Source organism: Neochlamydia sp. AcF65, assembly GCF_018342435.1.
In the GTDB taxonomy this organism is placed as follows: Bacteria; Chlamydiota; Chlamydiia; order Chlamydiales; family Parachlamydiaceae; genus Neochlamydia.
In genome coordinates this window covers 1-25159 of sequence record NZ_JAEMUE010000022.1, presented here as the reverse complement: position 1 = coordinate 25159, position 25159 = coordinate 1, and the positions used below count along the sequence as shown (strand labels likewise).

The 25159-nt window shown below is 37.7% G+C and carries 16 protein-coding genes; 10 read left to right on the top strand and 6 right to left on the bottom strand.

Annotated elements, in window-relative coordinates; all coding sequences use genetic code 11:
* The first annotated feature begins 9 nt into the window (after nucleotides 1-9).
* The 4 genes from NEOC65_RS02000 (at nucleotide 10) to NEOC65_RS09915 (ending at nucleotide 1922) form a co-directional block, all read left to right on the top strand.
* On the top strand, nucleotides 10-387 hold the full coding sequence (locus NEOC65_RS02000) for an F-box protein (protein ID WP_166156335.1): 378 nt from the start codon (nucleotides 10-12) through the stop codon (nucleotides 385-387).
* 317 nt (nucleotides 388-704) lie between these two features.
* Nucleotides 705-1088 (top strand): F-box protein, encoded by a 384-nt coding sequence (locus NEOC65_RS01995; RefSeq protein ID WP_166156338.1) that lies wholly within the window; start codon nucleotides 705-707, stop codon nucleotides 1086-1088.
* Nucleotides 1089-1233: 145 nt separating this feature from the next.
* Nucleotides 1234-1608, top strand: a complete 375-nt coding sequence (locus NEOC65_RS01990) for an F-box protein (RefSeq protein WP_166156341.1) — start codon at nucleotides 1234-1236, stop codon at nucleotides 1606-1608.
* Nucleotides 1609-1829: 221 nt separating this feature from the next.
* On the top strand, nucleotides 1830-1922 hold the full coding sequence (locus tag NEOC65_RS09915; RefSeq protein ID WP_166156344.1) for an F-box-like domain-containing protein: 93 nt from the start codon (nucleotides 1830-1832) through the stop codon (nucleotides 1920-1922).
* 332 nt (nucleotides 1923-2254) lie between these two features.
* Here the strand turns inward: NEOC65_RS09915 and NEOC65_RS01980 are convergent, their stop codons facing one another.
* The 3 genes from NEOC65_RS01980 to NEOC65_RS01970 form a co-directional block, all read right to left on the bottom strand.
* Nucleotides 2255-3601 (bottom strand): hypothetical protein, encoded by a 1347-nt coding sequence (locus NEOC65_RS01980; protein WP_166156347.1) that lies wholly within the window; start codon nucleotides 3599-3601, stop codon nucleotides 2255-2257.
* 988 nt (nucleotides 3602-4589) lie between these two features.
* Nucleotides 4590-5981 carry a Na(+)-translocating NADH-quinone reductase subunit A gene (locus NEOC65_RS01975; protein WP_213155561.1) on the bottom strand — a complete coding sequence of 464 codons (1392 nt, stop codon included), beginning with the start codon at nucleotides 5979-5981 and terminating at the stop codon, nucleotides 4590-4592.
* A 331-nt stretch (nucleotides 5982-6312) separates the two neighbouring features.
* Nucleotides 6313-6720: a hypothetical protein gene (locus NEOC65_RS01970; protein WP_213155560.1), complete on the bottom strand. Its 408-nt coding sequence runs from the start codon at nucleotides 6718-6720 to the stop codon at nucleotides 6313-6315.
* A gap of 367 nt (nucleotides 6721-7087) precedes the next feature.
* On the opposite strand from NEOC65_RS01970, the gene NEOC65_RS01965 reads away from it, so the two are divergent.
* From NEOC65_RS01965 to NEOC65_RS01940, 6 genes are all read left to right on the top strand, one after another.
* Entirely contained in the window at nucleotides 7088-8503 is a 1416-nt protein-coding gene (locus tag NEOC65_RS01965; RefSeq protein WP_213155559.1) for a hypothetical protein, read from the top strand.
* A complete protein-coding gene (locus NEOC65_RS01960) occupies nucleotides 8490-11069 on the top strand; it encodes a type II secretion system protein GspD (protein WP_213155558.1) in 2580 nt (859 codons plus the stop codon). Before NEOC65_RS01965 ends, NEOC65_RS01960 begins: the two co-directional genes overlap by 14 nt.
* Before the next feature lie 88 nt (nucleotides 11070-11157).
* Nucleotides 11158-12684, top strand: a complete 1527-nt coding sequence (gspE, locus tag NEOC65_RS01955; protein ID WP_502710348.1) for a type II secretion system ATPase GspE — start codon at nucleotides 11158-11160, stop codon at nucleotides 12682-12684.
* A 6-nt stretch (nucleotides 12685-12690) separates the two neighbouring features.
* Complete coding sequence (locus NEOC65_RS01950) at nucleotides 12691-13875, top strand: type II secretion system F family protein (protein ID WP_213155556.1); 1185 nt, start codon at nucleotides 12691-12693, stop codon at nucleotides 13873-13875.
* A 20-nt stretch (nucleotides 13876-13895) separates the two neighbouring features.
* The gene (locus tag NEOC65_RS01945; protein WP_213155555.1) at nucleotides 13896-14285 is read left to right on the top strand and encodes a type II secretion system protein; all 390 of its coding nucleotides are present in this window, start codon (nucleotides 13896-13898) and stop codon (nucleotides 14283-14285) included.
* Nucleotides 14263-14916 carry a pilus assembly FimT family protein gene (locus NEOC65_RS01940; protein ID WP_213155554.1) on the top strand — a complete coding sequence of 218 codons (654 nt, stop codon included), beginning with the start codon at nucleotides 14263-14265 and terminating at the stop codon, nucleotides 14914-14916. Before NEOC65_RS01945 ends, NEOC65_RS01940 begins: the two co-directional genes overlap by 23 nt.
* Nucleotides 14917-15340: 424 nt before the next feature.
* Here NEOC65_RS01940 and NEOC65_RS01935 read toward each other — a convergent pair whose 3' ends face one another.
* From NEOC65_RS01935 to NEOC65_RS01925, 3 genes are all read right to left on the bottom strand, one after another.
* A complete protein-coding gene (locus NEOC65_RS01935; protein WP_502710347.1) occupies nucleotides 15341-16123 on the bottom strand; it encodes an IS3 family transposase in 783 nt (260 codons plus the stop codon).
* A gap of 359 nt (nucleotides 16124-16482) precedes the next feature.
* Nucleotides 16483-21348, bottom strand: a complete 4866-nt coding sequence (locus tag NEOC65_RS01930; protein WP_213155553.1) for a tetratricopeptide repeat protein — start codon at nucleotides 21346-21348, stop codon at nucleotides 16483-16485.
* Nucleotides 21349-21442: 94 nt separating this feature from the next.
* Nucleotides 21443-24796 carry a tetratricopeptide repeat protein gene (locus NEOC65_RS01925; RefSeq protein WP_213155552.1) on the bottom strand — a complete coding sequence of 1118 codons (3354 nt, stop codon included), beginning with the start codon at nucleotides 24794-24796 and terminating at the stop codon, nucleotides 21443-21445.
* Nucleotides 24797-25159: the final 363 nt, after the last annotated feature.

Here is a 25159-nt window from a genome sequence, read left to right as displayed (position 1 = left end):
GGAGAGAAAATGGTAAATACATTGACAAATGCTGATAACCATAAAAATGGGACGACTATTTCCCCCAATGATTCTGCTGTTACATCTATAAAACAGCTGCCCGATGAGCTGCTAGTGCATATTTTTTCTTTTTTGCAAGCTTTCGACCTCTTAGAAGTTGAACTGACATGCCATCAATGGAAAAATTTGGCCCACGACGAGACTTTATGGAAAAATTTATATCAAAAGAATTATGAAACAGATTTGCCCGATGAGGGACCCTACAAAGAAAGCTATTTTGCAGCCCATCGAGTAGAGCAAAGAAATAAAAAAATTGATGAAATTTTTCGGTCCTTAAAACATGTGGAGCGAAATTTTGAGTTAGCAAAATACATAGGTCTGCCATGAAATCTGTAAAATGCATGAGGAGAATAATAAATTCTTAATCTTACCTTCAAAGCAAATCACGCTGCAAAGGCAGTGAAGCAAAGTTTGTCGTTGGTAATAATTTAGTAAGCGGTCACGAGGGTTAGCATTGCTTAATGCTTTTGATGCTAAGGCAATAACGTAAAGCAATAAGTGCGGTAAATAGAAAAAACAGCTATTTGCAAGCATTTTTGAATTTACAGATGCCCGCAGGCTCACATCTAAAGCTAGGTATACCCCTTGGCCGCTTACATATTTTATACAAAACGTTCTTTAAATATGATAATCAAGGAGATAAGATGGTAAATACATTGACAAATGCTAATAGTCATAAAAATGGGATAACTATTTCCCCCAATGATTCTACCGTTACATCTATAAAACAGCTGCCCGATGAGCTGCTATTGCATATTTTTTCTTTTTTAAAAGCTTTCGACCTCTTAGAAGTTGAACTAACATGCCATCGATGGAAAAATTTGGCCGAGGACAAAACCTTATGGAAAAACCTATATCAAAAGCATCTTAAAATATATTGGCGTGAGGGGAAATCTAACAAAAAAAGTTATTTTATCACTCTTCACGGAAAGCGTGAATATGAAAAAACCATGGCATTCTTAGGGTCCTTAAAACACGTGGAGAGAAACTTTGAGCTAGGAAGATATATGGGTATAGGTCTGCCATGAAACCTATAAAATACATAATGGAAATAATAAATTCTTAATCTTATTTTTGAAAGCAAGCCAACCTACAAACAAGAGTAAAGTGGAGTTTGCAACCGCTAATAGTTTATACAAAACGTTCTTTAAACATGATAATCAAGGAGAAAAGATGGTAAATACATTGACAAATGCTGATAGCCATAAAAATGGGATAACTATTTCCCCCAATGATTCTACTATTACATCTATAAAACAACTGCCAAATGAGCTGCTACTGCATATTTTTTCTTTTCTGCAAGCTTTCGACCTCTTAGAAGTTGAACTAACATGCCATCAATGGAAAAATTTGGCCCACGACGAGACTTTATGGAAGGATCTTTGTCGAAAGCATTTTGAAAAATGCTGGGTTGATGAGAAGCCTTACAAAGAGAGCTATTTTGTAGCCCATCGAACAAAGCGTGAACACGAAAAATTAATGGCATTCTTAGGGTCCATAAAACATGTGCATAACCTTGAATTAGCAAAATTTATAGGTCTGCCATGAAACCTGTAAAATACATGAAGAGAATAATATATTCTTAATCTTACCTTTAAAAGCAAATTACGCTGCAAAGGCAGTGAAACAGAGTTTGCCGTTGGTAATAATTTAGTAAGCGGTCATGAGGGTTAACATTGCTTAAGCTTTTGATGCTAAGGTACAAATGTAAATTAATAAGAGCAGTAAAGAGAAAAAACAGCTATTTGCAAGCACTTTTGGCTTTATAGATGCCCGATGATCTGCTATTGCATATTTTTTCTTTTTTGCAAGTTTTCGACCTCTTAGAAGTTGAACTGACATGCCATCAATGGAAAATTTAGCCAAAAACAAGGCCTTATGGAAAAACCTATATTAAAAACATTTTGAGATATATTAACCCGATAAGGGACCTTAAGAAAAAAGCTATTTTGCAACCCGCCGATTAAGTCGCCGTATCTTGAATAGTTGAGAGAAAGCATTCTATGATAAAAACTTTTGGAAAAGGCACAAAATAGTTTATACTTCATCTTCCATTCTACTATCTCCATATTTTGCAGCACTCAAGCTTTCCTTTTTCAAAAAAATTATCTAGATAGAGTTTAAACAAGTAAGACAAAAATCTTATCAAAAGTTTACTTTAGTCCCTTCTTTTCCTCTCTTAAAGAGCTTGGCTTTATTTCAATTCGAGCAATCTGTTTATAGTAACAGTTAAAAGTTTAGCCAACATGATGTCATCTTCCATAGCGATATATTTTTTCCTTTCTATCTCTCCCCATATTGCATCAAAACTTCCTTTAAATTGTAAAGCTAAATATTCTCTGTTACCTACTGCTTGTATCTGCTCAATATTTATGTTAAGTGCTTGATAGATGGCATCTTGGCCGCTTTCTGCTGAAGCTTTGCTAGCTTGTATCTCTTCTTTCTGAGATTCTTCAGACTCTGCAGCAGCTACCGAAGAACTAGAGGCATGAGAAATAATCTCTGTGAGGGAGAGATCTTCTGTTTTATTGCTCGCTTGCGATTCCCCCTTATCAGCATCGGATGGTACAGAATCATTCAGCCATTCAGGAGGGACAGGTTGAGTCTGAATGTGCTCTTCTGTTTCAGTAAAAGTATTTAATGAAGGTGCATCCAGGATTATATAGGGAGTTTCTGGTTGTGATAAGCTTTCCCTCACCATTTGAATGCCCTCTTTGATAAAAACCTTTTCTGTTTCGGAAAAAGCATCACTGCCAAAAAGATGAGCCTTGCCTGCAATAACTATAATTTTGTCAGCAGAGCTTAAACTTTGCTGAATATTTTCTACCATTCCCCTATTACGCTCAAGAATCGGTTGTATTGTTATTTCTCTTATCATACTATAAAACGTATCTAAATAAATCTTTAAAGATGTTAAAAAGCTTAAGGAGGCTTCCTTTTGATTGATATGAGATTGAAGTTCTTGTAGATGAATCTTTAAGTCATCTAAATTGCTTTCTACACTTGAACGTAATGATGGATGGTTATTATCTTCTATCCATTCAGGTATCTGCGCAGATGTTAGATTCTTCAAAATATTTCCAATTTCTCTCCTGTTGCTTGTAGAAGAATCAGATAAATAGGCAATAAAGGCATGGCACAACTTTATATGAAGACGACTAACAACTTTATTATAGAAAGACTCTATTACTGCTTTTGAGGCATCTGTATCCCACGATGAGATGTAGATATGCTCCCGATAAGCACTAGGTAATGAGGCTATGTACTCTGCTCTTATGTTTATATCTCCTTCTACTAAAAGCTTAATCTTACCGTTATTTTCACTTAAATATTGAGAAGCTACCGCATTTACAAGCTTGCCTATCTGTTCCGTTGCTTGCCCATGAATTTCGCCAATCATGATGACTTTAGCCTCCATAACTTGAGCCGGGAGAGAATCTGAGGCCTGGCTTTCCTCCGAAAGATTACTTGCTACCGCAGTAAAATTGAGTAGGTGATTGGTTAAATGGTTTCTTGCATTGAAAGAAAGATCTGGTTCCATAATGTTATTCTCCTTGAATGATTATGAATTTAAAGCAGTACCTTTCTTGCAATTCCTGTGCCAAGATGGGAAAACCAACTTGTTTGTTACAAGCAAGAGAAAAAGATAGGGAAGGACGTAAAGATGCTGAGGGATAAATTGCTGAAATGTTAGCAAATTAAAATTAAGCCACCCTCTTAGCTCTAGTCTTAAGGTTGTTACATTTAGAAAAAGCGATACGTTTATAAACAACTCTTAATTAGACTGATAAAAATCTTTAAGTGAACATAGGCAATCAATGAAATAGGAAAAGAAAAATCTTTTTTTCTAGCCTATTTTTTCTTAGTGATTTTTTTAGACCGTCGAATGATAAAAATACGGAAATTAAATTTAAGGAATGTTTTTTATGTTTTTGAAAGTCAGCAACTTAATATTTAAGTAGGGAATGCATGATCTAGTATTAAAGAAAAATAATTTTGGAGTTAAAAATTATAAGAAAAGAAGCAAAAACTTGTGCCATTAGAAAGCCCGTTTGACCTATTACCTCATCCCCCCTCCAACTCTTTAAAAACAGATCTAGATACTTAAGAATTAAGCTATAGAGGAAGAAATTAGATCATGAAGGTACCCGGCAATCCAGCCCCTAACAACTTTATAATAATTTTTTAAAGAGAGCGTTTGCCTTATATTCCCATTGCTTTTTTGCTGGCAAATGGCACTATTGATTTAAGTTGAAGATAAACGAAAGAACGCTACCACCCTCCCTGATCTGTCAATTAAAACAATAAGAAGGTAATAGCTTAATAAGATAAAGCAAAAAGGTTGAGAAGCATGAAGAGCATATTTGTGTAGACACTTTAAAGGTATCTATAAACACACCATTTGAGAGCTGGCACTAAAAAAGGATGCCGAAAGTTTAATAACAGGGCTAGAAAAATGCTTAAGCCTATTTTCGGTCCTTACAAAGATCTGCGAGGGTATAAATTTGGAGCTTGTAGACAGTTTTACGTTAAGTTAAAACCTCGCTTGCATAGCGTTTTAAGCCTTGCTCTATAATTTCTCCCATTTCTATTTTAGAAGGGTCTACAAAGGAGGGTAAAGCAAAATCCTCTCCACAGACCTCTAACAACCCTAAAGATTCTGCTAATTCATAATCTTCTGCCATGACTGCTTTCACTAATAGCATAGTGGGTATAGCTAAAGGTTGAACTTGGTCATAAAGGGTAGCATCAATGAAGGCGCGCTGCTCGCCGTGCTGATTGGTTGTAAAGTTATAGTCTTTCTTAAATCTAGCTAAATGCCCGGAAAGATAGCCTTTGCTAAAAGAATATTTATTTATCCCTAATCTAAAAAAATGAAGAAACTCTCGCGAGTTATTTTCAGGAAATACACAGCAGGTATAATCTTCGCTGCCTAAAAAATCGGTTTCTTCTACCTTGCGTCCTGTTAAAGGATCTCCTGAAATCAAACGCTGGCAACCTGGTTGTAGGCGTCCGGCTAACAAAGAAGCGATGGGATAGCCTGTTTGCACTTTAAAGTATCCTGTGCGGCCAGGTAGAATACCGGGCCCCGCTATACTGATGACACGTTCGATATAATAATGGCCATGGGCTAAAAAATATCCTAAGGCTACCACCTGCTGGGCATTAACTACCCATACAATATCATCAGCTCTCTTGATAGGATCTAAAGCTTGGATATGCACCGACACATTGCCAATAGGGTGAGGTCCTTCAGCCGTATGTTGCTGAACATTGTGTGCTTCTATAAAAGCTTTATATGTAGAGCCTGCGCGATAAATTAAATGGACTGTACCTGTAGTTAACTTTGCAAGGGCATTTAGGCCTAGCTGAAATTCATTTTCATAGCCTTGCACTTGCATTTCTGCCGGCGGATTATAAGGAGCTGATTCAATCGCTTTGACAAAAATAGAGCGCGGAGCCTTATGAGGATCGGCTAAATTATTAAAAGGCCTAACACGAATATTAGAAAAAAAACCTTTCTCTTTCATTAACTCTATAAGATTTTCTCTAGACATTCCTTCAAGAGGTTTAGCAGGACACTCGGCAAAAGGCTCGTCTTCACTTACATTAATTATAATCTCTTGTAAGCTCCTTTTATACCCCCGTCTCATCTCTTTAATAACTCCTGAAGCAGGGGCAACAAACATTCTCCCCGGGCATCCCTTATCTTCTACAAGAGGCTGCCCTATTTTGACAGCTTCGTCTTGTTTAATAAGAAGCCTAAATTTCATGTCGGCAAAAGGTTTTAAATCAAGAGAAACTGTAGAGGGAGCATCCAAAGAAATTACTTGGCTTGCGGAGGATAAAGAATGCGCATGCTCGTTAGGTTTCCCACTTAGAGGGATATCTAAGCCTTTTGTGATTTTTATATGTGCCATGAATGGATGCCTCAAATAAATATAGCAATTTAATGGAAAATTACTGAAAAGAATAGTTTTTAGCAAGCATTCAAGGAAGCTTAAAAGAATTTTTAAGGGTTAAACAAAACTTTATCTCTTGTCACACTCACCTTATTGATCCTTTATTCGACCTTTACTTTTGATTTGAAAGCAAAAGCTTACATGCAGATCCTTACTCTCTTTAATAAACTTTCAACGAACTTTAGCCAGTGCGGAAAAGGAAAAAACCTAAAAAACTCATAATAATTTATCCTTCTTAAAATTAAATCATGAGTTATAGGTTTAGTAAGTAAGGTGCATGCTAAAAAATTTAAGCGTTGCTAGGGCTAAAAAGATATTTTACAATGACCGCTAATATAGCCCCTACAAAAATTCCTGGAGCAGAAATAAACAGCGCTATAGCTACCACTCCTAGCACAATTCCCCTCACAATTCCTTGCTCATCAATAAACTCATTAAAGTGGCTAAAAAAATCTTGAATTTCTAGGGAGTAATAAAGCCCTGAAATGATCCCTATTAGCATTCCTCCTGTAAATTGTTCAAAGAACAAAAGAATAATGCCTAAAATCATAATAATATAAGCAATGGAATCTTTCGTGTTAGTCTTAGCATAATCGATCAAACCATGTATTTTCTTCTCTCCCTTATTAAGATGCTCTGCCTCTACTTCACGGATACTCTCTTGAGATGAATCTTTGTTTTCTTCGCCAACATTCATTTTAGCCCCCTTATTCGGTAGTATTATTACTTGCTTGTCACTATAAACTAGATTACAAGAGATATTCAATAAAATAGTTGATAAAAGAAGGTAAATTAACTTTTACAAGAGCCACGCTTCAAGTCAAATCTTCTTAAGCTTTTAAATGTAAACAGGCTAAAATCTATCTATCAATTTTCCTTTCTCTATTCCTCTACTAAGAAATTCTTAAACTATGTAAAGATATATTTAAGGTTTTTCATTAAAATTTTCTACCGATCTTTCTTTCTCTCATATAACCTACTAAAATTCATAAATCTAATAAAATTCCTCCATCAAAATGAGGGGGATCCGTTATAATTCTTTCTTGGTAACTACAAAGTGTTATATGGAAAAAAGATGGCTTTTTGGCGTTAATGTAGTAATGGCTTTTACAGTTATAGCACTGTTGGCTAGTGCTTTAGCCTATCAATGGGCTCGTCCTCTTGAAATTCCAGTCAACACGCTTACTGATATAAAAAGAAATTTACCAAGGAACAGCTACAGCCGACCTCAAGAGGCTTACGATGCAATCAAGCAGCCCATTTTTCAGCTAAAACACTCCCCTATCACCATGCAGTTGCCAGATTTACGTAAGCATCTAATTTACTACGGCACAAATGATCGACCCGATGCAAGAGAAACTCTCCCCTTGCTTCATTTTGCTTTTAATGGAAACCCTTCCGTTTCCTCAATTTCCCCGGGAGAAAAAATATATATTTCTTATAATCGCCAGGCAAATCCTTCGCAATATATGTTCAACCCCGCCAATCTGCCGACTCCTCTTTGGCTCCAAGCTACAGCAAATGATCAAGGGGCTAGCATAAAAGTCAATATGATAGATGATAAAGGTCAGATTATTCAGGAACCTTGCTCTTACACTGAGTTTACTTTGCCTAAGAAAGAATATGTGCGTGTGCATGTTCCCTGGGAAATAGGGAAATGGCGCGTTGACGGCAGCTTATTAGCCCGCCAAAAAGCACGATGGTATGGTATTGATCGTTTTTTAGAAGATCATGGAGGCAGCGAGCATAGCCTAAACATGGGTAAGCAAAGGCTTGATTTTGGCGAAGGTGAAGGGGTTTATTCACTGTTTGTTGGCTTAGGGGATGCATTGATATGGAAAGAGGATCAATGGAAACTTGTCAATCCAGGGATGGATTCTTTAGGTTACCCGTTATTAGTTATCAAAAAAATTGATGATCGTTTAATGCAGCTAGAGCTTTGGGATATAGAGGGGCGTTCCAAAATAGCTCTTAATCTTCTAAAATCCTCTGAACCTTGGATGCCTCAGAATGCCTTACAAAACTTTAAATTTTTAGGATCCCATACTCATTCTCAATTTGTTTTTGAAATTAGTAAAAAAAGAATCTTATTAAAGCCTAAAGACTGGTTAATCTTAACCAGTAGCGGATGGAAAAAAATAAGTAAGCCTCAAGAGGTTGATGACTATGTATCCCGCAAATTGGTGGGCATATTATTTATATTTGGGGGTATCGAACGTAAAAATGAGCAACAATTATTAGTAGGAACTCTTTATAATTCGTCGCGCTCGGAAGCTAAGCCCTTGGAGCTTCCTATTAATTCTGCATTTTTAGGTAGGAGAAAAGCAGAAGAAAAGGAAAAAGACTTACCATCCCATAACTCTTTGCCGTCAGGCTCTTCCCCTGTGGATCTAAATTCTCCCCCACCTCTCCCTATAATATCTAAAAGATTTGAAACTGAAAAAACTCTGGAACCCTTGAATAGCTATGAAAACAACTAACAATTTCTTTTGCTTTTTCTTATTAAGCATTTTTATTTTCTTAACAAGGGTATTATCACCTTTATGGGGGCAAACAATTGCTGAGAAAAAAGCTAGTTTTACGCAAAACAGTAATGATCTCCATCCAGAGATGCAAGAATATTTAAGGGATATCAATCATGAGCTGAAAGAGCAACAAAGCCAGCTGCGCAATTTATATGCCGAAGTGGAAAAGCTCTATAACATAAATGCTCCTGAAGAGGCTTACCACAAGCTTTTAACTCAGATTAACACCTTACGTCAAAGCATTCAAGATACCCAAAAAGGATGGCAGCAACTGTCGGCTGAAATGGCATCTACAGAAGGTTACTCTTTATGGCATCAACCTGACACTAATATTGGACAACTTGTTATCGACTATGGTTCTCAAAATTATGTTTATTTGCTTTCCCCTGAGATTGCAATGGTAAAATTAAGTGTGGATTCTAATCTCCCTATTCCCCGGGCCTCGTGGGATGAAATGTTGGAATTAATTCTTGTACAAAACGGCATAGGTTTTAAACAGCTGAATGCTTACCTGCGCCAACTCTATTTTCTTAAGCAGGATAAATCGAATTTAAAGATGCTCACTAATAAGCGAGAAGATTTAGACCTTCTACCTGCAGAAGCGCGTGTTCTTTTTATGCTTTCCCCTGAAGTTGCCGAAATCAAACGTGTTTGGCATTTTTTAGATAAATTTATCAACCCTACCACTACCGTTCTACAGCTGATTGGTCAAGATATTTTAGTGGTAGCGCCTAAGATAGATCTTCAAGAACTGCTCAAGCTCTATGACTTTATCTCTGCCAACCGGGGAGATAAAGAATACAAGCTCATTCCTTTAAAACGTATTGCGGCTGAAGAGATGAGCAAAGTACTCTCCGCTGTTTTCGATCAACTCTCGGGAACCTCTCCTTCCTTGGGAAAAATTTCTGAAAGAAATGAAAAAATATCAGCTCATTTAGATCTTTCACAGGTAGCCAACAACTTTTCCTCAGAATATAACAGCTCGACGGTAGAAGCTAACAGCCTGCGTATTATTCCTCTTAGCAACTCGGCTCCTGCCCTTTTTCTTTATGGAACAAATGAAGAGATTAAAAGAGCGGAAAAAATTATTTGCGAAGTAGAAAGCCATATGGGAGGAGTTAGCGAAAAAGTCATCCATTGGTACACTACACGCCATTCTGACCCTCTTAAATTGGCCGATATGCTTCTCAAAGTCTATGCTTTGATGGTTCAGCAACGTCCCGGCATGCGCAGTGATAATCAAGCTTTCTCTGAATCATCTTCTCCTGAGCTTGCTGCTTCCTCGAATGGAAAAAAAGAATTAAATAGCGGCTCTCCTTTCAATGCTTTTGAGGGAGGCTACTATTTAAATGACCGTTACATCGTTAATCCGGATCCTTACGAGGAAAGCAACCGTGCTATCGATCCCAATGAGGGCCGTACCAACTTTATAGTGGATCCAAAAACAGGAGCCATTGTCATGGTAGTAGAAGCCGAGCTTCTTCCCAAGCTTAAGGAATTGATTAGAAAATTAGACATTCCTAAAAAAATGGTACAGATCGAAATTCTTCTTTTTGAAAAAAGGATTAGCAATCAGGATAATATTGGCTTAAATTTATTAAAGATTGGCTCGGATGCTTTAAATGCTCATGCAACTGGCTTAGACTATAACGTCAACTTTTTCCAACCTCTCGTTAATAAAGTCTTGCCTGATAATAGAGGCATTACCACCTTTTTTATGAACCGGAAAAAATCAAGTAGGATTCCTGCCTATGATGCAGTGTATCAATTTTTAATTTCCCAAGAAGATATATCCATCAACGCCAGCCCTTCAGTATTGACTTTAAATCAAACGCAAGCCCATATCGCCATCGAAGATGAGATTACTGTTAATACAGGAGTTATCATTACTCCTGTCACTAACACCACTGCCCTTAACAATACCTTCGCTCGTGCACGTTACGGGATTAGAATTGACATCACTCCTATCATCCATACGAGCCACGAAGGATTAGGGGGAGAGCCTAATAGCAATTTTGACGATCATGAAGAGGAAGGCGATTCTATTACTCTTCAAACAGATCTGGTCTTTGAAACAATTAATGGTGGCCTTAATCCCTCGCAGCCTGATGTAACTAGGCGAGTGATTAACAATGAAGTTCGCATCCTTGATGGCCAAACGGTTATTTTAGGGGGATTAAGAAGAAAAATTACCGATGATGCTAAAGACTCTATTCCTTTTTTAGGAGAAATTCCTGGTCTAGGCAAGCTTTTTAGCTCGACTGCAATGACGGATAATAGTGTGGAGATGTTTATCTGTATTACTCCCAAAATTGTTGCCGACCCCAAAGAAGACCTTGAGCTTTATCGCTATCGCGAGCTCACACGCCGTCCAGGAGATATTCCTTCTTTCTTGTATGCCCTTGAAGAAGCAAAAAATGCTGAAAAAGATCGCTTATTACGGGGCACGGTACAGCTTCTCTTTGGAAGAGAACAAGAGCGCTGCGAGCCTTTACCTTTGGGAGAATATGACGGAAGATAAATATATAACCTCAGGCCAACTGCATTCAAAAAAAGAAGCGCCCAAGCAAAATGATGACCATAATCACCATCTTGCTCTTCAATTTGGCATGGTTATTTATAATGATCTTTCCTCCTTTCGTATCCCTAAAGAACTAATTAAAAAAATCCCTTACACTTTTGCTAAGAAAAATTTTATCCTTCCTCTTCAAGAAGATAAAGAGAGGGTGTTAGTCGTTATAGCAGATCCCTTACACCTTGAAGCTTTAGAAGAACTCCGTTTTATTCTCAACAAGACAATCAAAGCCGCTTATTGCTCTAAAGATGTGATCCTTGCTTCGATCAATGATTGCTATAATTTAGAACATGGCGAAGCTTCAGAGATGCTCGCTCACCTCACGCGCGGTGATGAACGGGTAGAAGCTGAAATTGAAATATATGACCTTCTAGACAATAGCCAGCATCAAGCCCCTATCGTCAAAGTTATCAACTTAATTTTAACAGAAGCTATCCAACAAGGCGCCTCTGATATCCATTTTGAGCCTTCTGAAAATGGTTTACGCGTAAGATATCGCATCGATGGAGTCTTACAAGCGCGCCATAGTCCTGCTCCTGATCAGCAAGCTCAGCTGCTCACACGTATAAAGGTGATGTCTAGACTCGACATTGCTGAGCATAGGCTACCTCAGGATGGACGCCTCAAGCTAAAGATGGGACGCCGCGAGATTGATTTTCGCGTCAGCACAGTTCCTGTATCTGGCGGAGAGCGTATTGTCATGCGTATTCTTGATAAAGGCAATGTCATTTTAGGGCTAGATAAAATTGGCATGCCCCCTAATTGCTATAAGGACTTTAGAAAATTAATCGCCGTTCCTGAAGGCATTATTCTTGTGACGGGGCCTACCGGAAGTGGTAAAACCACAACATTATATAGCGCTATTTGCGAGATGTATAATGATGAAACCAATATCATGACGATTGAAGATCCCGTAGAGTATAATTTGAAAGGGATTGCTCAAATAGGAGTCCATCCAAAAATCAAGTTAGATTTCGCTACAGGCTTACGGCATATCTTAAGGCAAGACCCAGACATCATTATGATTGGCGAAATCCGCGATAAAGAAACCGCAGAGATTGCTATTCAAGCTTCTCTTACCGGCCATCTTGTATTGAGTACCCTTCATACCAATGATGCTCCTTCTGCCATCACCCGTCTTGTCGATATGGGCATCGAGCCCTATTTGCTCTCCTCTTGTATTATTGGCGTACTAGCCCAGCGTCTTGTACGCAAAATATGTCCCCATTGCAAAACTTTTTATACTCCTACAGATCAAGAAATACAAAATATAGGCTTAAAAAAAGAAGATTTATCGGAAGGACATCTTTTCCATGGTACAGGCTGCCAGGCATGTTATGGTTCAGGATACAAAGGACGCCACGGTATTTATGAATTGATGCTTATCAACCATGCCATCAAGCAGCAAATCGTTAAAAGCCCTGACGCGGTAGAACTCCGAAGGGTGGCTTCACATGCAGGCATGATGAGTCTATTAAGTCATGGCAGCCTTCTAACTAAGCAAGGGATTACCACCGTCGCTGAAGTTTTACGGACCACGCGTGGCGTTGAGGAGGGCTAAGACTTTATGCCCCTCTATAGCTATGAAGCTCTTGACCCGTTGGGTAAAAAACGCACCGGATTGATTGAAGCGCAAACTGAAAAAGAAGCTAAGGAAAAACTGCGCAGCCAAGGCACTATGTTAAAAAAACTTGCCTTGCGTACAACCATTTCTAAAAAGCAAAACCTCAAAGGTGATGTTCTTTTAGCTTTTACTTTACAGCTCTCTCAGCTAGTCAGTGCAGGAGTTCCTCTCTATGAAAGCTTATTAGCCTTAGAAGAGCAATACCGTACAGATTCCTGCCATCGCGTAATTTTAAGTCTTTGCGAGCAGATCAAAGCTGGCCAATCGCTTTCACAAAGCATGAGTAACTTTCCTGATAGCTTTGATCAACTTTATTGTTCAATGATCACCGCTGGAGAAGCTGTAGGAGCGTTAGATATAGTCCTGGACAAACTTAGCCAATTATTACAAAAGCAAAATAAGTTAAAGAAGCAAATCATTACCGCGATGGTCTACCCTGCTATCCTTGCTGTATTTTCATTTTTAATCATTCTTATGTTGCTAGGGTTTGTTGTTCCTTCAATTGAGGGTATCTTTGTCGATCGCCAATTAAATGGCTTTACCGAATTTGTACTAGGCATGAGCCGAGGGTTTAGAAGCTACTGGTGGATTGCTCTACCTTCAGCCCTAACGGGGATTATCTATCTTGTTCACTTCTTACGGAGCCTCCAGGGTAGGCTCTGGCTTGAACGTAACATGATCAAAGTTCCCTTGCTTAAAACGCTCATTATTCAAACCTGTGTAGCGCGCTTTTGCCGCACGATGGGAACTTTGCAACAAGGAGGGCTGCCCGTCATCAACTCTTTGCGCATTTCGCGTGAGGTGATGCATAATATTGTGTTAGAAGAAGAGGTAAAAAAGGCAGAAGGAAAGATTATTGAAGGAAGTTCTCTAAGTGCTGAACTCATGCACTCTCGTTACATCCCTAAGCTAGTTCCTCGCATGCTAGCAGTAGGGGAAGAATCAGGCAATGCGACTGCCATGTTTAATAAAGTGGCAGATATATATGAAAATGAGATAGAAAAGTCATTAGACCGGGTAATGGCACTTGCACAACCGGTGATATTAATTGTGATGGGAACTATTATTGGTGTCGTGCTATTAGCTATTTTGCTTCCCTTAACAGACGTAAGTTCATTGACTATGTAATTGCATCCTAAGGAGGTTTCATGAAATTCTATGTGTTAAAAAAAAGATATATTACTCTAATCGAAATTATGATTGTGATGTTTTTGATTGCCTTAATAGCGGGGGTCATTACTTACAACTACCGTGGGAGTTTAGATGAGGGCAAAGCTTTTAAAACGCGAGCAGCAATCGACAAAATTGAAACAATTTTAAATTTGAGTGCCGCTGAAGATCCTGCGTTGTTAGATCACTTAGATTCTGAATGGAAGAAAGTAATCATTGCCTCTCCTTTAGTAAAAAATCCTGACGATCTGATTAAAGATGGCTGGGGGCACGAATTTAGAGTGACTTCTGAAAATAATGCCATCCATGTCTCCTCGGATAAATATAACGAATATAAAAGAAGCCATGCGACCTTATTCAAAAAGTAAGCGAGTCCAAAAGCGTTTTATCACCCTTTTAGAGCTGCTAATGGTAATGGCAATCTTAGCTCTGACCTTGGGAGTAATAGGCTTTAATGTCCATAAAGCTTTACGTGAACAGCGCTTTAAGACCGAAACAGACCTAGTCGTAGATTACTTAAGGCTTGCTCAAAACTTAATGTTGATCATGAATGCTGATGTGCATGTTATTTTCGAAAGTGCTCAAAATAATCAAGCTAACCTCATGAGCCTTAAAGTAGAGGGTAATCTAGATGATAAGTTATTAGAGCTTATGACAAATAAAGAAAAACCTCTGCACTCTATTCAGCTAATTGAATTTCATGATGAAAATAGAACCCAGCATGAATCCAATAAAATAGATGTTAGGTTTTTCTCTAAAGGCTCAGTCATGAGTAAAGGAGTCATGCGACTGGCTACGCATGCACAAAGCAATACCTCAGGCACACTGGAAAGATTTATTTACTTGCCTGGTTATCCTCAGCCAATCGTTAGTACGCTTACTAACAGTCCCGATTTCGCCTCTAAGGAAAAGCAAAACGCCGATTTTGAGATAAAACTCATCCATGCTACCGTGCAAGAAATTCAAGAGAAAAAATTAGCAAGAAGTGATAGTTTATGATTCTCCTTAGGTCTAAAGAAGGTATTCTAACAACCTTCATCGTTTGATAGGATGAAGGCAAATTCAATACGCGGGGAAGATAGCCTAAAAATTATTCTAGTACATTGGATAATATGGTTAAAAAAACTCCGTATACATATCCAATCCTCTAAAAGCTGTCTTTTTACTTAACGCAAGGGATTTTATAAAGTACGGGGTTGCATAAGAAGTAGCTCAAAAAGGTATAACCGTGATTCTGTGGTGGCTTCGGTTGTTTAGACAGTTTTTTGCAAAATTAAGTAAGAAACTTGACCTTTTTAAGGTTTGTTCAATACAACATTATTCATCTTCTTCCACAATTTAGTTCAAATTTTACGTAGCTTGGAGTTTCAATGACCATGTTGGTTTTGCTCCTATTATTTTATCTTACTTTTTTCATTTTCACCTAATAAATTATTATACCATATGCTTCCGCTGGGGTCTTGTATTCTAAAGACTGATGTGGACGGTTTTTATTATAAAACTCAAAATATCTGGTAATTCCTTGATAAACCTCAAGTCCGTTTTGATAATCTTTCAGATATACATCTTCATACTTGACTGACCTCCACAAACGCTCTACAAATATATTATCTGTTGCTCTTCCTTTTCCATCCATGCTAAAAGCAATATTTTTTTCTCTAACAAAATCTACAAACCTGTTGCTTGTAAATTGTGATCCTTGATCTGTATTAAAAATCTCTAGAATACCTTTTAAAAATGCTTCTTTTACAGCTTCAATACAAAAATCAACATCTAGCGTATTTGAAAGGCGCCAAGAAAGAACATATCTGCTATACCAATCCATCACCGCTGTTAAATATAAAAATCCCTTCTTCGTTGGTATGTACGTTATGTCCGTACTCCATACTTGATTACACTTATTTATCTGCAAGCCTCTCAATAAATAGGGGTATATATGATGCTCAGCATTAGGTTTACTTAAGTTCGGTTTTTGATAGATGGCTTCAATACCCATTAATCTCATAAGCCCACTAATCCGCCTTCTACCTACTTTTAAACCCTGATTATGCAAACAAATAGTCATCTTTCTAGATCCATAAAAAGGATGCCTGGTATATTCTTCATCTATCAAGCGCATTATTTTAAGGTTGAACTCACTTTCTTCTCTTGGATGGTAATAATAGGTAGATCGTTCTATCCCAAGAAGTACGCATTGTCTTTCTATTGAAATCTCTTTTGATTGACGGTCAACTAAAGAGCGCTTTTCAAGCCTTGTCAGTATAGTTTTTTTTAAGCCAATCTAACTCAACCTTTAAACGACCGATCTGTTGATAAGGGTTGTCAACCAACTTTTGATCTGTCTTACTAACTTTATTCATACTGCTAAAAAGTACTGGTAAAGCTTCTATGAGATGCTTTTTCCATTGAGAAATTTGAGTTGGATGTACCGAATATTCTGTAGCAAGCTCATTAATGGTTTTTGAACCCTTTAAATGCTTCTAATACTACAGTGGTAATAAAAAATATAGCATGCTATATTTTTTATTACCACTGTAGTATTAGGGCTTAAAAGTTACAAAAAAACTATTTTTGCCTAGCCTGTGTTAAATAAACCTCTAAGAAGAGGCCTTTTAGGTTATTGCAAACTGCTAGTACAGTGGGATGATTTTTTCCATATAGTCGGTAGGCAAGTTCTAAGGCCTTATTGATATGTTCAAATGCCTTATCAAAATTGCCTTGTTGTTGATAGATAACTCCTAGATTATTATAAAGACTTGCTATGTTTGGATGATTTTCACCATAAAGCTTAACGCTAATGGTAAGCGCTTTAGTGCTATACTCTGCCGCCTTGCCTAAATCGCCTTGCTCTTTGTAGATTCCTCCTAGAGTGCCGTAACAAATTGCCATCCTAGGATGATTTTCATCAAAAAACTTAAGATAAATAGCAAGCGCTTTGTAGCTATACTCTGCTGCCTTGCCTAAAACACCTTGAGCTTGGTAGATTTGCCCTAGATTGCTGTAATCGATTGCCACCGAGGGATGATTTTCACCAAAAAGCTTAAGGTTAATGGCAAGCGCTTTAGCGCTATACTCTGCCGCCTTGTCTAAATTGCCTTGATCTTTATAGATTTGCCCTAGATTGCTGTAATTGATTGCCACCGAGGGATGATTTTCACCAAAAAGCTTAAGATCAATAGTAAGCGCTTTGTAGCTACACTTTACCGCCTTGCCTAAATTGCCTTGGGCTTGGTAGATTTGTCCTAGGTTATTGTAATCTCCTGCCACCTTGGGATGATTTTCACCAAAAAGCTTAAGGTTAATGGCAATCGCTTTGCGGCTACACTCTGCTGCCTTGCCTAAAATGCCTTGAGCTTGGTAGATTTGCCCTAGATTGCTGTAATCGATTGCCACCGAGGGATGATTTTCACCAAAAAGCTTAAGATTAATAGCAAGCGCTTTAGCGCTATACTCTGCCGCCTTGTCTAAATTGCCTTGGGCTTGATAGATTTGTCCTAGGTTATTGTAATCTCCTGCCACCTTGGGATGATTTTCACCAAAAAGCTTAAGATTAATAGCAAGCGCTTTGTGACTATACTCAACCGCCGTGTCTAATTTACCTCGATCTTTATAGATTTGTCCTAGGTTATTGTAACAGATTGCCACCATGGGATGATTTTCACCAAAAAGCTTAAGGTTAATGGCAAGCGCTTTGCGGCTACACTCTGCTGCCTTGCCTAAAATGCCTTGGGCTTGGTAGATTTGCCCTAGATTGCTGTGGCAAATTGCCACCTTAGGATGATTTTCACCAAAAAGCTCAACGCTAATGGTAAGCGCTTTAGTGCTATACTCTGCCGCCTTGTCTAAATTGCCTTGGGCTTGATAAATTTGTCCTAGGTTATTGTAATCTCCTGCCACCGAGGGATGATTTTTATCAAAAAGCTTAAGATCAATAGCAAGCGCTTTAGCGCTATACTCTGCCGCCTTGTCTAAATTGCCTTGGGCTTGATAGATTTGTCCTAGATTATTGTAATCTCCTGCCACCGTGGGATGATTTTCACCAAAAAGCTTAAGATCAATAACAAGCGCTTTGCGGCTATACTCAGTCGCCTTGCCTAAAATGCCTTGGGCTTGGTAGATTTGCCCTAGGTTATTGTAACAGATTGCCACCGTGGGATGATTTTCACCAAAAAGCTTAAGATTAATAGCAAGCGCTTTGTGACTATACTCAACCGCCTTGTCTAAATTGCCTTGGGCTTGATAGATTTGTCCTAGGTTATTGTAATCTCCTGCCACCTTGGGATGATTTTCACCAAAAAGCTCAACGCTAATGGTAAGCGCTTTAGTGCTATACTCTGCCGCCTTGTCTAAATGGCCTTGATCTTTATAAATTTGCCCTAGGTTATTGTAACAGATTGCCACCGTGGGATGATTTTCACCAAAAAGCTTAAGATCAATAGCAAGCGCTTTGTGACTATACTCAACCGCCGTGTCTAATTTACCTCGATCTTTATAGATTTGTCCTAGGTTATTGTAACAGATTGCCACCTTGGGATGATTTTCACCAAAAAGCTTAAGATCAATAGCAAGCGCTTTATGGCTATATTTTGCTGCCTTGTCCAAATTGCCTTGGGCTTGGTAGATTTGCCCTAGATTGCTGTAATCAATTGCCATCCTAGGATGATTCTCACCAAAAAGCTTAAGATCAATAGCAAGCGCTTTGTGGCTATACTCAGTCGCCTTGCCTAAATTGCCTTGGACTTGGTAGATTTGCCCTAGATTGCTGTGGTAAATTGCCATCCTGGGATGATTTTCACCAAAAAGCTCAACGCTAATGGTAAGCGCTTTGTGAATATACTCAACCGCCGTGTCTAATTTACCTCGATCTTTACAGATTTGTCCTAGGTTATTGTAACAGATTGCCACCTTGGGATGATTTTCACCAAAAAGCTCAACGCTAATGGTAAGCGCTTTAGTGCTATACTCTGCCGCCTTGTCTAAATGGCCTCGTTCTTGATAGATTTGTCCTAGGTTATTGTAATCTCCTGCCACCCAGGGATGATTTTCACCAAAAAACTTAAGGTTGATGGCAAGCGCTTTGCGGCTAAACTCTGCTGCCTTGCCTAAATGGCCTTGGGCTTGGTAGATTCGCCCTAGATTGCTGTGGCAAATTGCCACCTTGGGATGAATTTCACCAAAAAGCTTAATGCTAATGGCAAGCGTTTGGCTGCTATACTTAGCCGCCTTGTCTAAATGGCCTCGTTCTTGATAGATTTGCCCCAGGTTGTTATAACGTGTTGCTACCATATAATGGTTTTCACCATAAAGCCTAAGGTTAATGGTAAGAGCTTTGCTGCTATACTTAAACGCTTTGTCTAAATGGCCTTGGACTTGGTAGATTGCTCCTAAGTTGTTGTAATCGATTGCAACTCTGGAATGATTTTCTCCAAAAAGCTTAAGGTCAATAGCAAGCGCTTTGCGGCTATACTCAGTCGCCTTGTCTAAATAGCCTTGGGCTTGATAGATCTGCCCTAGGTTGTTATAATGGCTTGCTACCATAAAATGGTTTTCACCATAATGCTTAAAGTCAATAACAAGCGCTTTAGCGCTATACTTAGCCGCTTGTTCTAAATTGCCTTGCTCATAGTAAATGAATGCAAGAGCATTTAAAACTTCCGAATTTTGCGGATTTGCTTTTTTTGCTAATTGATAAATTTTTTCTGCTTTTTTATGTTGAAAAAGCCTGCGGAGTATATCTCCTTGCGTCTCAAGTGAGTTGTCCTCCAAATCAGAAGATTTAAGTTTGTCTTCATTGCCTGCTAAAAATTCTTTGATGGCTTGATAGAAAGGAATAAAAATACGATAAATTTTTTTTATCTTTTTTAAGGATTCATGATCTAAAGTAAACTGCTTTTCAATAAGATCTGAATCCTCAAATCCAAAAGGTTTAAGGAGAGGATTCATTCCCTCTTGTTGCGCCTGATGATAAGAATAAGTCTTAAGGCGCATAAATAATGCTATGCTCATCCATTCCCTTAACCTTTCAGTGGCTCTTTTTGTTATAATCTCTAGCTCACTTAGCTTATCGATCCTATTAAAAGTATCTAAAGCTTCTATTTTTTTAAGAAGAGCGAGCCTATCCAAAGCTAAATGAGGAAAACGATAAAAATCATTTTTTACCTTAAAAAGCATGCCCTGCCTGTCTAAATCACCCATTCCTGGGTCAAAAGCTTTCATATCAGCTAGAACAAGGTGCTGCTTGGCCAAATACTGACGCAGGTCGAGGCTTTCTTGATAAGAGATATTAAGTATTTCTTGAATATTATTATTATAAGTTTTAATTAATTCACGATTCCCTAGCAGATGAGTAAAGTTTAGCAATTCCATAGGGAGGTGAGGCTCTTTTTCATGCCACCACTGGCCCTTTTCATCTTTGCCCACATATTGGGCCATTTGTTCAGGAGTTTGGATAAGCTCGAATGTCTTACCATTGCCTAAAGGAGTTTTACAGCCTTTTCCTTCTACTCCTGCCCCATCAAAGGCAAAGCCCCTAGGTGTTACCCCGTCAAAAAAATTGATGGCTTTTAAGCAAGGAATGTTTAAAGCAGGAAGTATGGTTTCTCCTAAGTTGATAACCTGCAAGTGAAGAAGGATTGTAAAACACTTGAAATATTCTCTATTTATTAAAGTATCTTCTTCTATAAGGATACCAAATTCTAGGTCTGAATAAGGAGTCATCTCTTCTCTAGCTAATGAACCAAAGCCTATCATGGCGTATTCACATGGAGCAGGCCCTAAATGGTCAAAAACTTGTATAGCAAGCTGCCCAAAGAAAATTTTTATCTGGCGAGCTATCTCAGCATAAAGCTCTCTCACTTTTTGAGAACAAGGACTCTCTGGCAGAATTTGTATTTTCTCCTCTATTTCTTCTCTGAATTTTTTCAATACCTTACGATTGTTTTCAAATTGTTTCTCTACTACCACCGGATCAAAAGGTCTACCTTTACATTGTTTAACAAGAAGATTTTGAACTTGGGAAAGTCTATCTTTAAGAACTTTTTGCCGCTCTTGAGGAGCTAGGCGTAAGGCATAATTGTAAAGACCCGCCGCTTGCAGAAGCGTCTCTATCGTTTCTTTTCTTAAATAAATATCGCCTAATTTTTCTATGCAAAAACTTTCTTGAGTAGGGTCTTTCTTTTCAACAGTACTCTTTAAGGCTTGGGTATAGGCTTTTTCACTTAAAAAGCTACTTTCAACTAGTTGTTTCCATTCCTTACAGACTAGTTTGGCTTGACATAGATCTTGTAATCTTAATTCTTTGAATATCTTTAAGCTAATCTCTCTATAGGCAGTAGTATCTCTTGCAGAATAGCTACCATGTGCTTCTTCATTCTTAAAGGCAGGAAATATTAGTGAGTGAATACGGAAATGCTCTGATGAAAGCTGATTCATAAACTTATCCATTTTTTAGCTAGCTTTAGCTTTTTTAAGCGATGCTCTTTATTCATGGAATGAAGCTTTAATTTCAAGCGCTTTCTTAGCATAATTAGCTACCAATTCCAATCTTTTCTGGCATTCTATAAAGTTTTCTTAAGGCGCTAAACATCATTACAATAGAGAAATGTTTTTCCTTAAAAAATAGTGCGGTCTTAATGTTAATCGCTTTCTCGGCATATTGGATTGCCAATTCTAATTTTTCCAGTGCTAAATAAATCGCTCCCAAATTATTGTAAAGGATGGCTACTTTATAATGGTTTTCACCAGAATGCATAATCTTAATTTCAAGAGCTTTCTTCATATGTTCAGCTGCTTGATCAAGATTTCTTTGCTTTATATAAATTTGCCCCAGCTGATAATGAAGGATTGATAGTTTATGATGATTTTCATCAAAAAGCAGCGTATTAATTTTAATCTCTTTCTTAAAGCATTTTGCTGCCAATTCTAAATTTCCATGCTTAAGATAAAGCATTCCTAATTTATCATAATCTTTTGCAACTTCTAAATTATTTTCACCAGAATGCATAATCTTAATCTCAAGCGCTTTCTTAGCATGCTCAGCTGCCCGACCAAGTTTTCCTTGTTTTCCATAGACTTGCCCCAGTAGGTGGTAAAAATTTGCCAACCTATAATCATTTTTATCTAAAAGTGGAATCTCAATTTTAAGTGCTTTTTTAATGTATTTACCCGCCAATCTTAATTCATTTTGGGATATATAGATTTCCGCCAAACTATAATAAATTTTTATCCCATTAGGATGCTTTCTACCAAACAGGCCGTGAATGATAAAAAGCGCTTTCTTAGTCCGTTCTACTGCCTGTTTTGACTTTCCTTGTTCTTTATAAATCGCCCCTAAGTTGGTGTAAATGATTGCTACATTTAAATTTTTTTCACCAGATAACCTAAGTTGCATTTCTAAAGCTTTCTCGCAATATTCAGCTGCCTGACTCATATTCCTTTGGTTCTTATAAATTACACCTTGCGTATGATAATAAGCTGCTCCGGTAGGATGATTGTCACCAAACAACTTGAGATTAATGTTGAGGGCTCTCTTGCTATACTCATCTGCCTTTTCTAGCTTTTTTAAGCCAAGGTAGACCCAAGCTAGATTGTTATAATCTCTTGCCACGGCAGGATGATTTTCGCCATAATGCTTAATGTCAATATTGAGCGCTTTCATGGTATAAATTTCTGCGAGCGCAAAATTTTTTTGTTCTGTGTAGAATACCCCCAAATTGTTATATTCCACTGCTACAGCAGGATGATCTCTACCAAGAAAATTCAAGTGTATAACGAGCGCTGTGTTAGTATATTCTATCGCCAGCTCTAAATTTCTTCGAGCAAGATTAATTTGGCTTAGTTTGTTACACGACATTGCTACAATACCAAGATTTCCCTTCTTAGGCTTAAGTCCAATGGCAAGCCCTTTCTTTACAAACTCCTCTGCCTGCTCTAACTCCCCCTGTTGAGTATAGATTTGCGCCAGATTGTTATAAAACTTTGCCATCTTAAAGTAATCTTTTTCCGCATGTTCACACTCCGTAGCAAGTGCTTGATTGATATAATCAGCTGCAGTCTTTAAGTCACCTTGCTCTTCGTAGATAAGCCCTAAAATATTTATAATGTCAGGATTTTGTGGGGTAGACTGTCTTGCTAAGATATACCACTTTTTTGCTTCTTCTTGTTGAAATAATCTTAAAGCTATGTCCCCTTGGATTTGAGGCAAATCACCATTTAAAGTGGAAAACTTAAGAGCTTCCTCATCGCCAGATAGGAATTTTTGAACAGCTTGATAGAAAGGAATAAAAATACTGTAAATCCTTTCTATTTTTTTTAATAATTTCGGATTCAAAGCAAACTGCTTTTTAATAAGAGCTGGATCCTCAAATCCGAAGAGTTTAATTAAAGGGTTCATCATCTCTTTCTGCGATTGATAGTAGGAATAGGTTCTAAGTCGCATAAGCAATGCTATGCTCATCCACTCCTCTAGCTTTTCAGTAGCCTCATCCGTTAAAATCCCTTGCTCATTTAACTGAGCAAGCCTGGAAAAGGTATTTGAAGCAGTCACTTTTATAAACAGAGCCAAGCGATCTAAAGCTAGATGAGGAAAACGGTAAAAGTCCTCTTTAGCTCTAAAAAGCATACCCTGTCTTCTTAGATCATTCAGGTTTGGATTAAAAGATATCATATCTGCCTGGATTAAATGCTTTTTAGCTAAGTATTGACGAAGATCAAAATCTTGTTGATAAGGAGTAGCGAGTTTGTGTTGAACACTTTGTCTATATTGCTCGGTTAGCTCCTCGTTGCCAAGCAAGTGAGTGAAGGTTAATAGCTCCATAGGAAGATGAGGCTCTTTTTCATGCCACCACTCTCCATTTTCATCTTGAGCAATATATTGGGCCATCTTTTCAGGGGTTTGGATAAGCTCAAATGTTTTACCATTGCCTAGAGGAGTTTTACACCCTTTTCCTTCTACTCCTGCACCATCAAAAGCAAAGCCGCGTGGCGTAATACCATCAAAAAAATGGATGGCTTTTAAGCAAGGAATGTTCAATGCAGGAAGAATCGTTTCGCCTAAGTTGATAACCTGCAAGTGAAGTAGATTTGTAAAATTCCTAAAATACTTTTTATTTATAAGAGTATCTTCTTGTATAAGAACCCCAAATTCTAGATCAGAATAAGGAGTCATCTCTTCTCTAGCTAACGAGCCAAAGCCTATCATGGCATACTCACAAGGTGCATCGCCTAAGACATCAATGGCTTGGTTAGCTAGAATGCTAAAAAAGCTTTTTACACCCTTTGCAATATCTCTATAAAGCTTTCTTACTTCTTGAGGGGAGGGATTTTCGGGCAGTACCTGAATCTTCTTTTCTATTCCTTCTCTAAAATTTTTTAATACTTCGCGATTACCTTCAAATTGTTTTTCTATTAATTCATTGCTTAAAGATTTTCCTCTACAAATTCTAGTAAGTAGGCGCTGCGCATTAAAAAGTTTTTCTTTGATAATCTTTTGTTGATCTTCCGAAGAAATACGTAAGGAGTAATTGTATAGCCCTACGGCTTGAAGCAATGCTTTAGTACTATCTTTGCCTAAATAAATATCACCTAGCCTTTCTATGCAAAAAGCTTCCTTAATAGGATTGCCTTTTTGAATAAAAAGTTTTAAAGCTAGAGTATAAGCTTTTATAGCTAAAGAGCCACCTTCAATTAAATATTTCCATTCCTTACAGACTAATTTGGCTTGACATAGATCTTGTAACCCCAGTTCTTTAAATATCTTAAAACTAATATCTCTATAAGCTGTGGTATCTCTTGTTGAGTAACTAGAATATTCTTCTTTATTTTCAAAAGCTGGAAAAATTAAGGGATGAATACGGCGAGGATCTGATGAGAACTGATTCATAAGCTTATCCTATTTTGGCTCTTCGGAGATCTGCCTAGTAAAAGGTTTGTTTAAGATTGAAATTAGTTAAATAAAATAGCATGCATCATTTATTAATATTTTAAAGAAAAGCAGAAAAGTGAATAAATAATAAATAAAAATTATATAACAAATCTTATTAATTTGGAAGAGATAAAATTTAAGGAAATTTACATTTAAGATGGCACGGCTAGAGTTTTAATTACTCGTTTAAATAATGTACTGCTATATTCCCACTATGGTCAGCAGGGCATTTTGATGAGAATTATTTGATAAACACCTTACCTAGTAATCCTCTCAGATAATTAGGTGCATAAGTAGCATTTCGCCTAGCATCGGTAATCC

Bases quoted from the DNA above. Each gene is read 5' to 3' on its own strand.
- NEOC65_RS02000 (WP_166156335.1), top strand. From the start codon at position 10: ATGGTAAATACATTGACAAATGCTGATAACCATAAAAATGGGACGACT.
- NEOC65_RS01995 (WP_166156338.1), top strand. From the start codon at position 705: ATGGTAAATACATTGACAAATGCTAATAGTCATAAAAATGGGATAACT.
- NEOC65_RS01990 (WP_166156341.1), top strand. From the start codon at position 1,234: ATGGTAAATACATTGACAAATGCTGATAGCCATAAAAATGGGATAACT.
- NEOC65_RS09915 (WP_166156344.1), top strand. From the start codon at position 1,830: ATGCCCGATGATCTGCTATTGCATATTTTTTCTTTTTTGCAAGTTTTC.
- NEOC65_RS01980 (WP_166156347.1), bottom strand. From the start codon at position 3,601: ATGGAACCAGATCTTTCTTTCAATGCAAGAAACCATTTAACCAATCAC.
- NEOC65_RS01975 (WP_213155561.1), bottom strand. From the start codon at position 5,981: ATGGCACATATAAAAATCACAAAAGGCTTAGATATCCCTCTAAGTGGG.
- NEOC65_RS01970 (WP_213155560.1), bottom strand. From the start codon at position 6,720: ATGAATGTTGGCGAAGAAAACAAAGATTCATCTCAAGAGAGTATCCGT.
- NEOC65_RS01965 (WP_213155559.1), top strand. From the start codon at position 7,088: ATGGAAAAAAGATGGCTTTTTGGCGTTAATGTAGTAATGGCTTTTACA.
- NEOC65_RS01960 (WP_213155558.1), top strand. From the start codon at position 8,490: ATGAAAACAACTAACAATTTCTTTTGCTTTTTCTTATTAAGCATTTTT.
- gspE (WP_502710348.1), top strand. From the start codon at position 11,158: ATGGTTATTTATAATGATCTTTCCTCCTTTCGTATCCCTAAAGAACTA.
- NEOC65_RS01950 (WP_213155556.1), top strand. From the start codon at position 12,691: ATGCCCCTCTATAGCTATGAAGCTCTTGACCCGTTGGGTAAAAAACGC.
- NEOC65_RS01945 (WP_213155555.1), top strand. From the start codon at position 13,896: ATGAAATTCTATGTGTTAAAAAAAAGATATATTACTCTAATCGAAATT.
- NEOC65_RS01940 (WP_213155554.1), top strand. From the start codon at position 14,263: ATGCGACCTTATTCAAAAAGTAAGCGAGTCCAAAAGCGTTTTATCACC.
- NEOC65_RS01930 (WP_213155553.1), bottom strand. From the start codon at position 21,348: ATGAATCAGCTTTCATCAGAGCATTTCCGTATTCACTCACTAATATTT.
- NEOC65_RS01925 (WP_213155552.1), bottom strand. From the start codon at position 24,796: ATGAATCAGTTCTCATCAGATCCTCGCCGTATTCATCCCTTAATTTTT.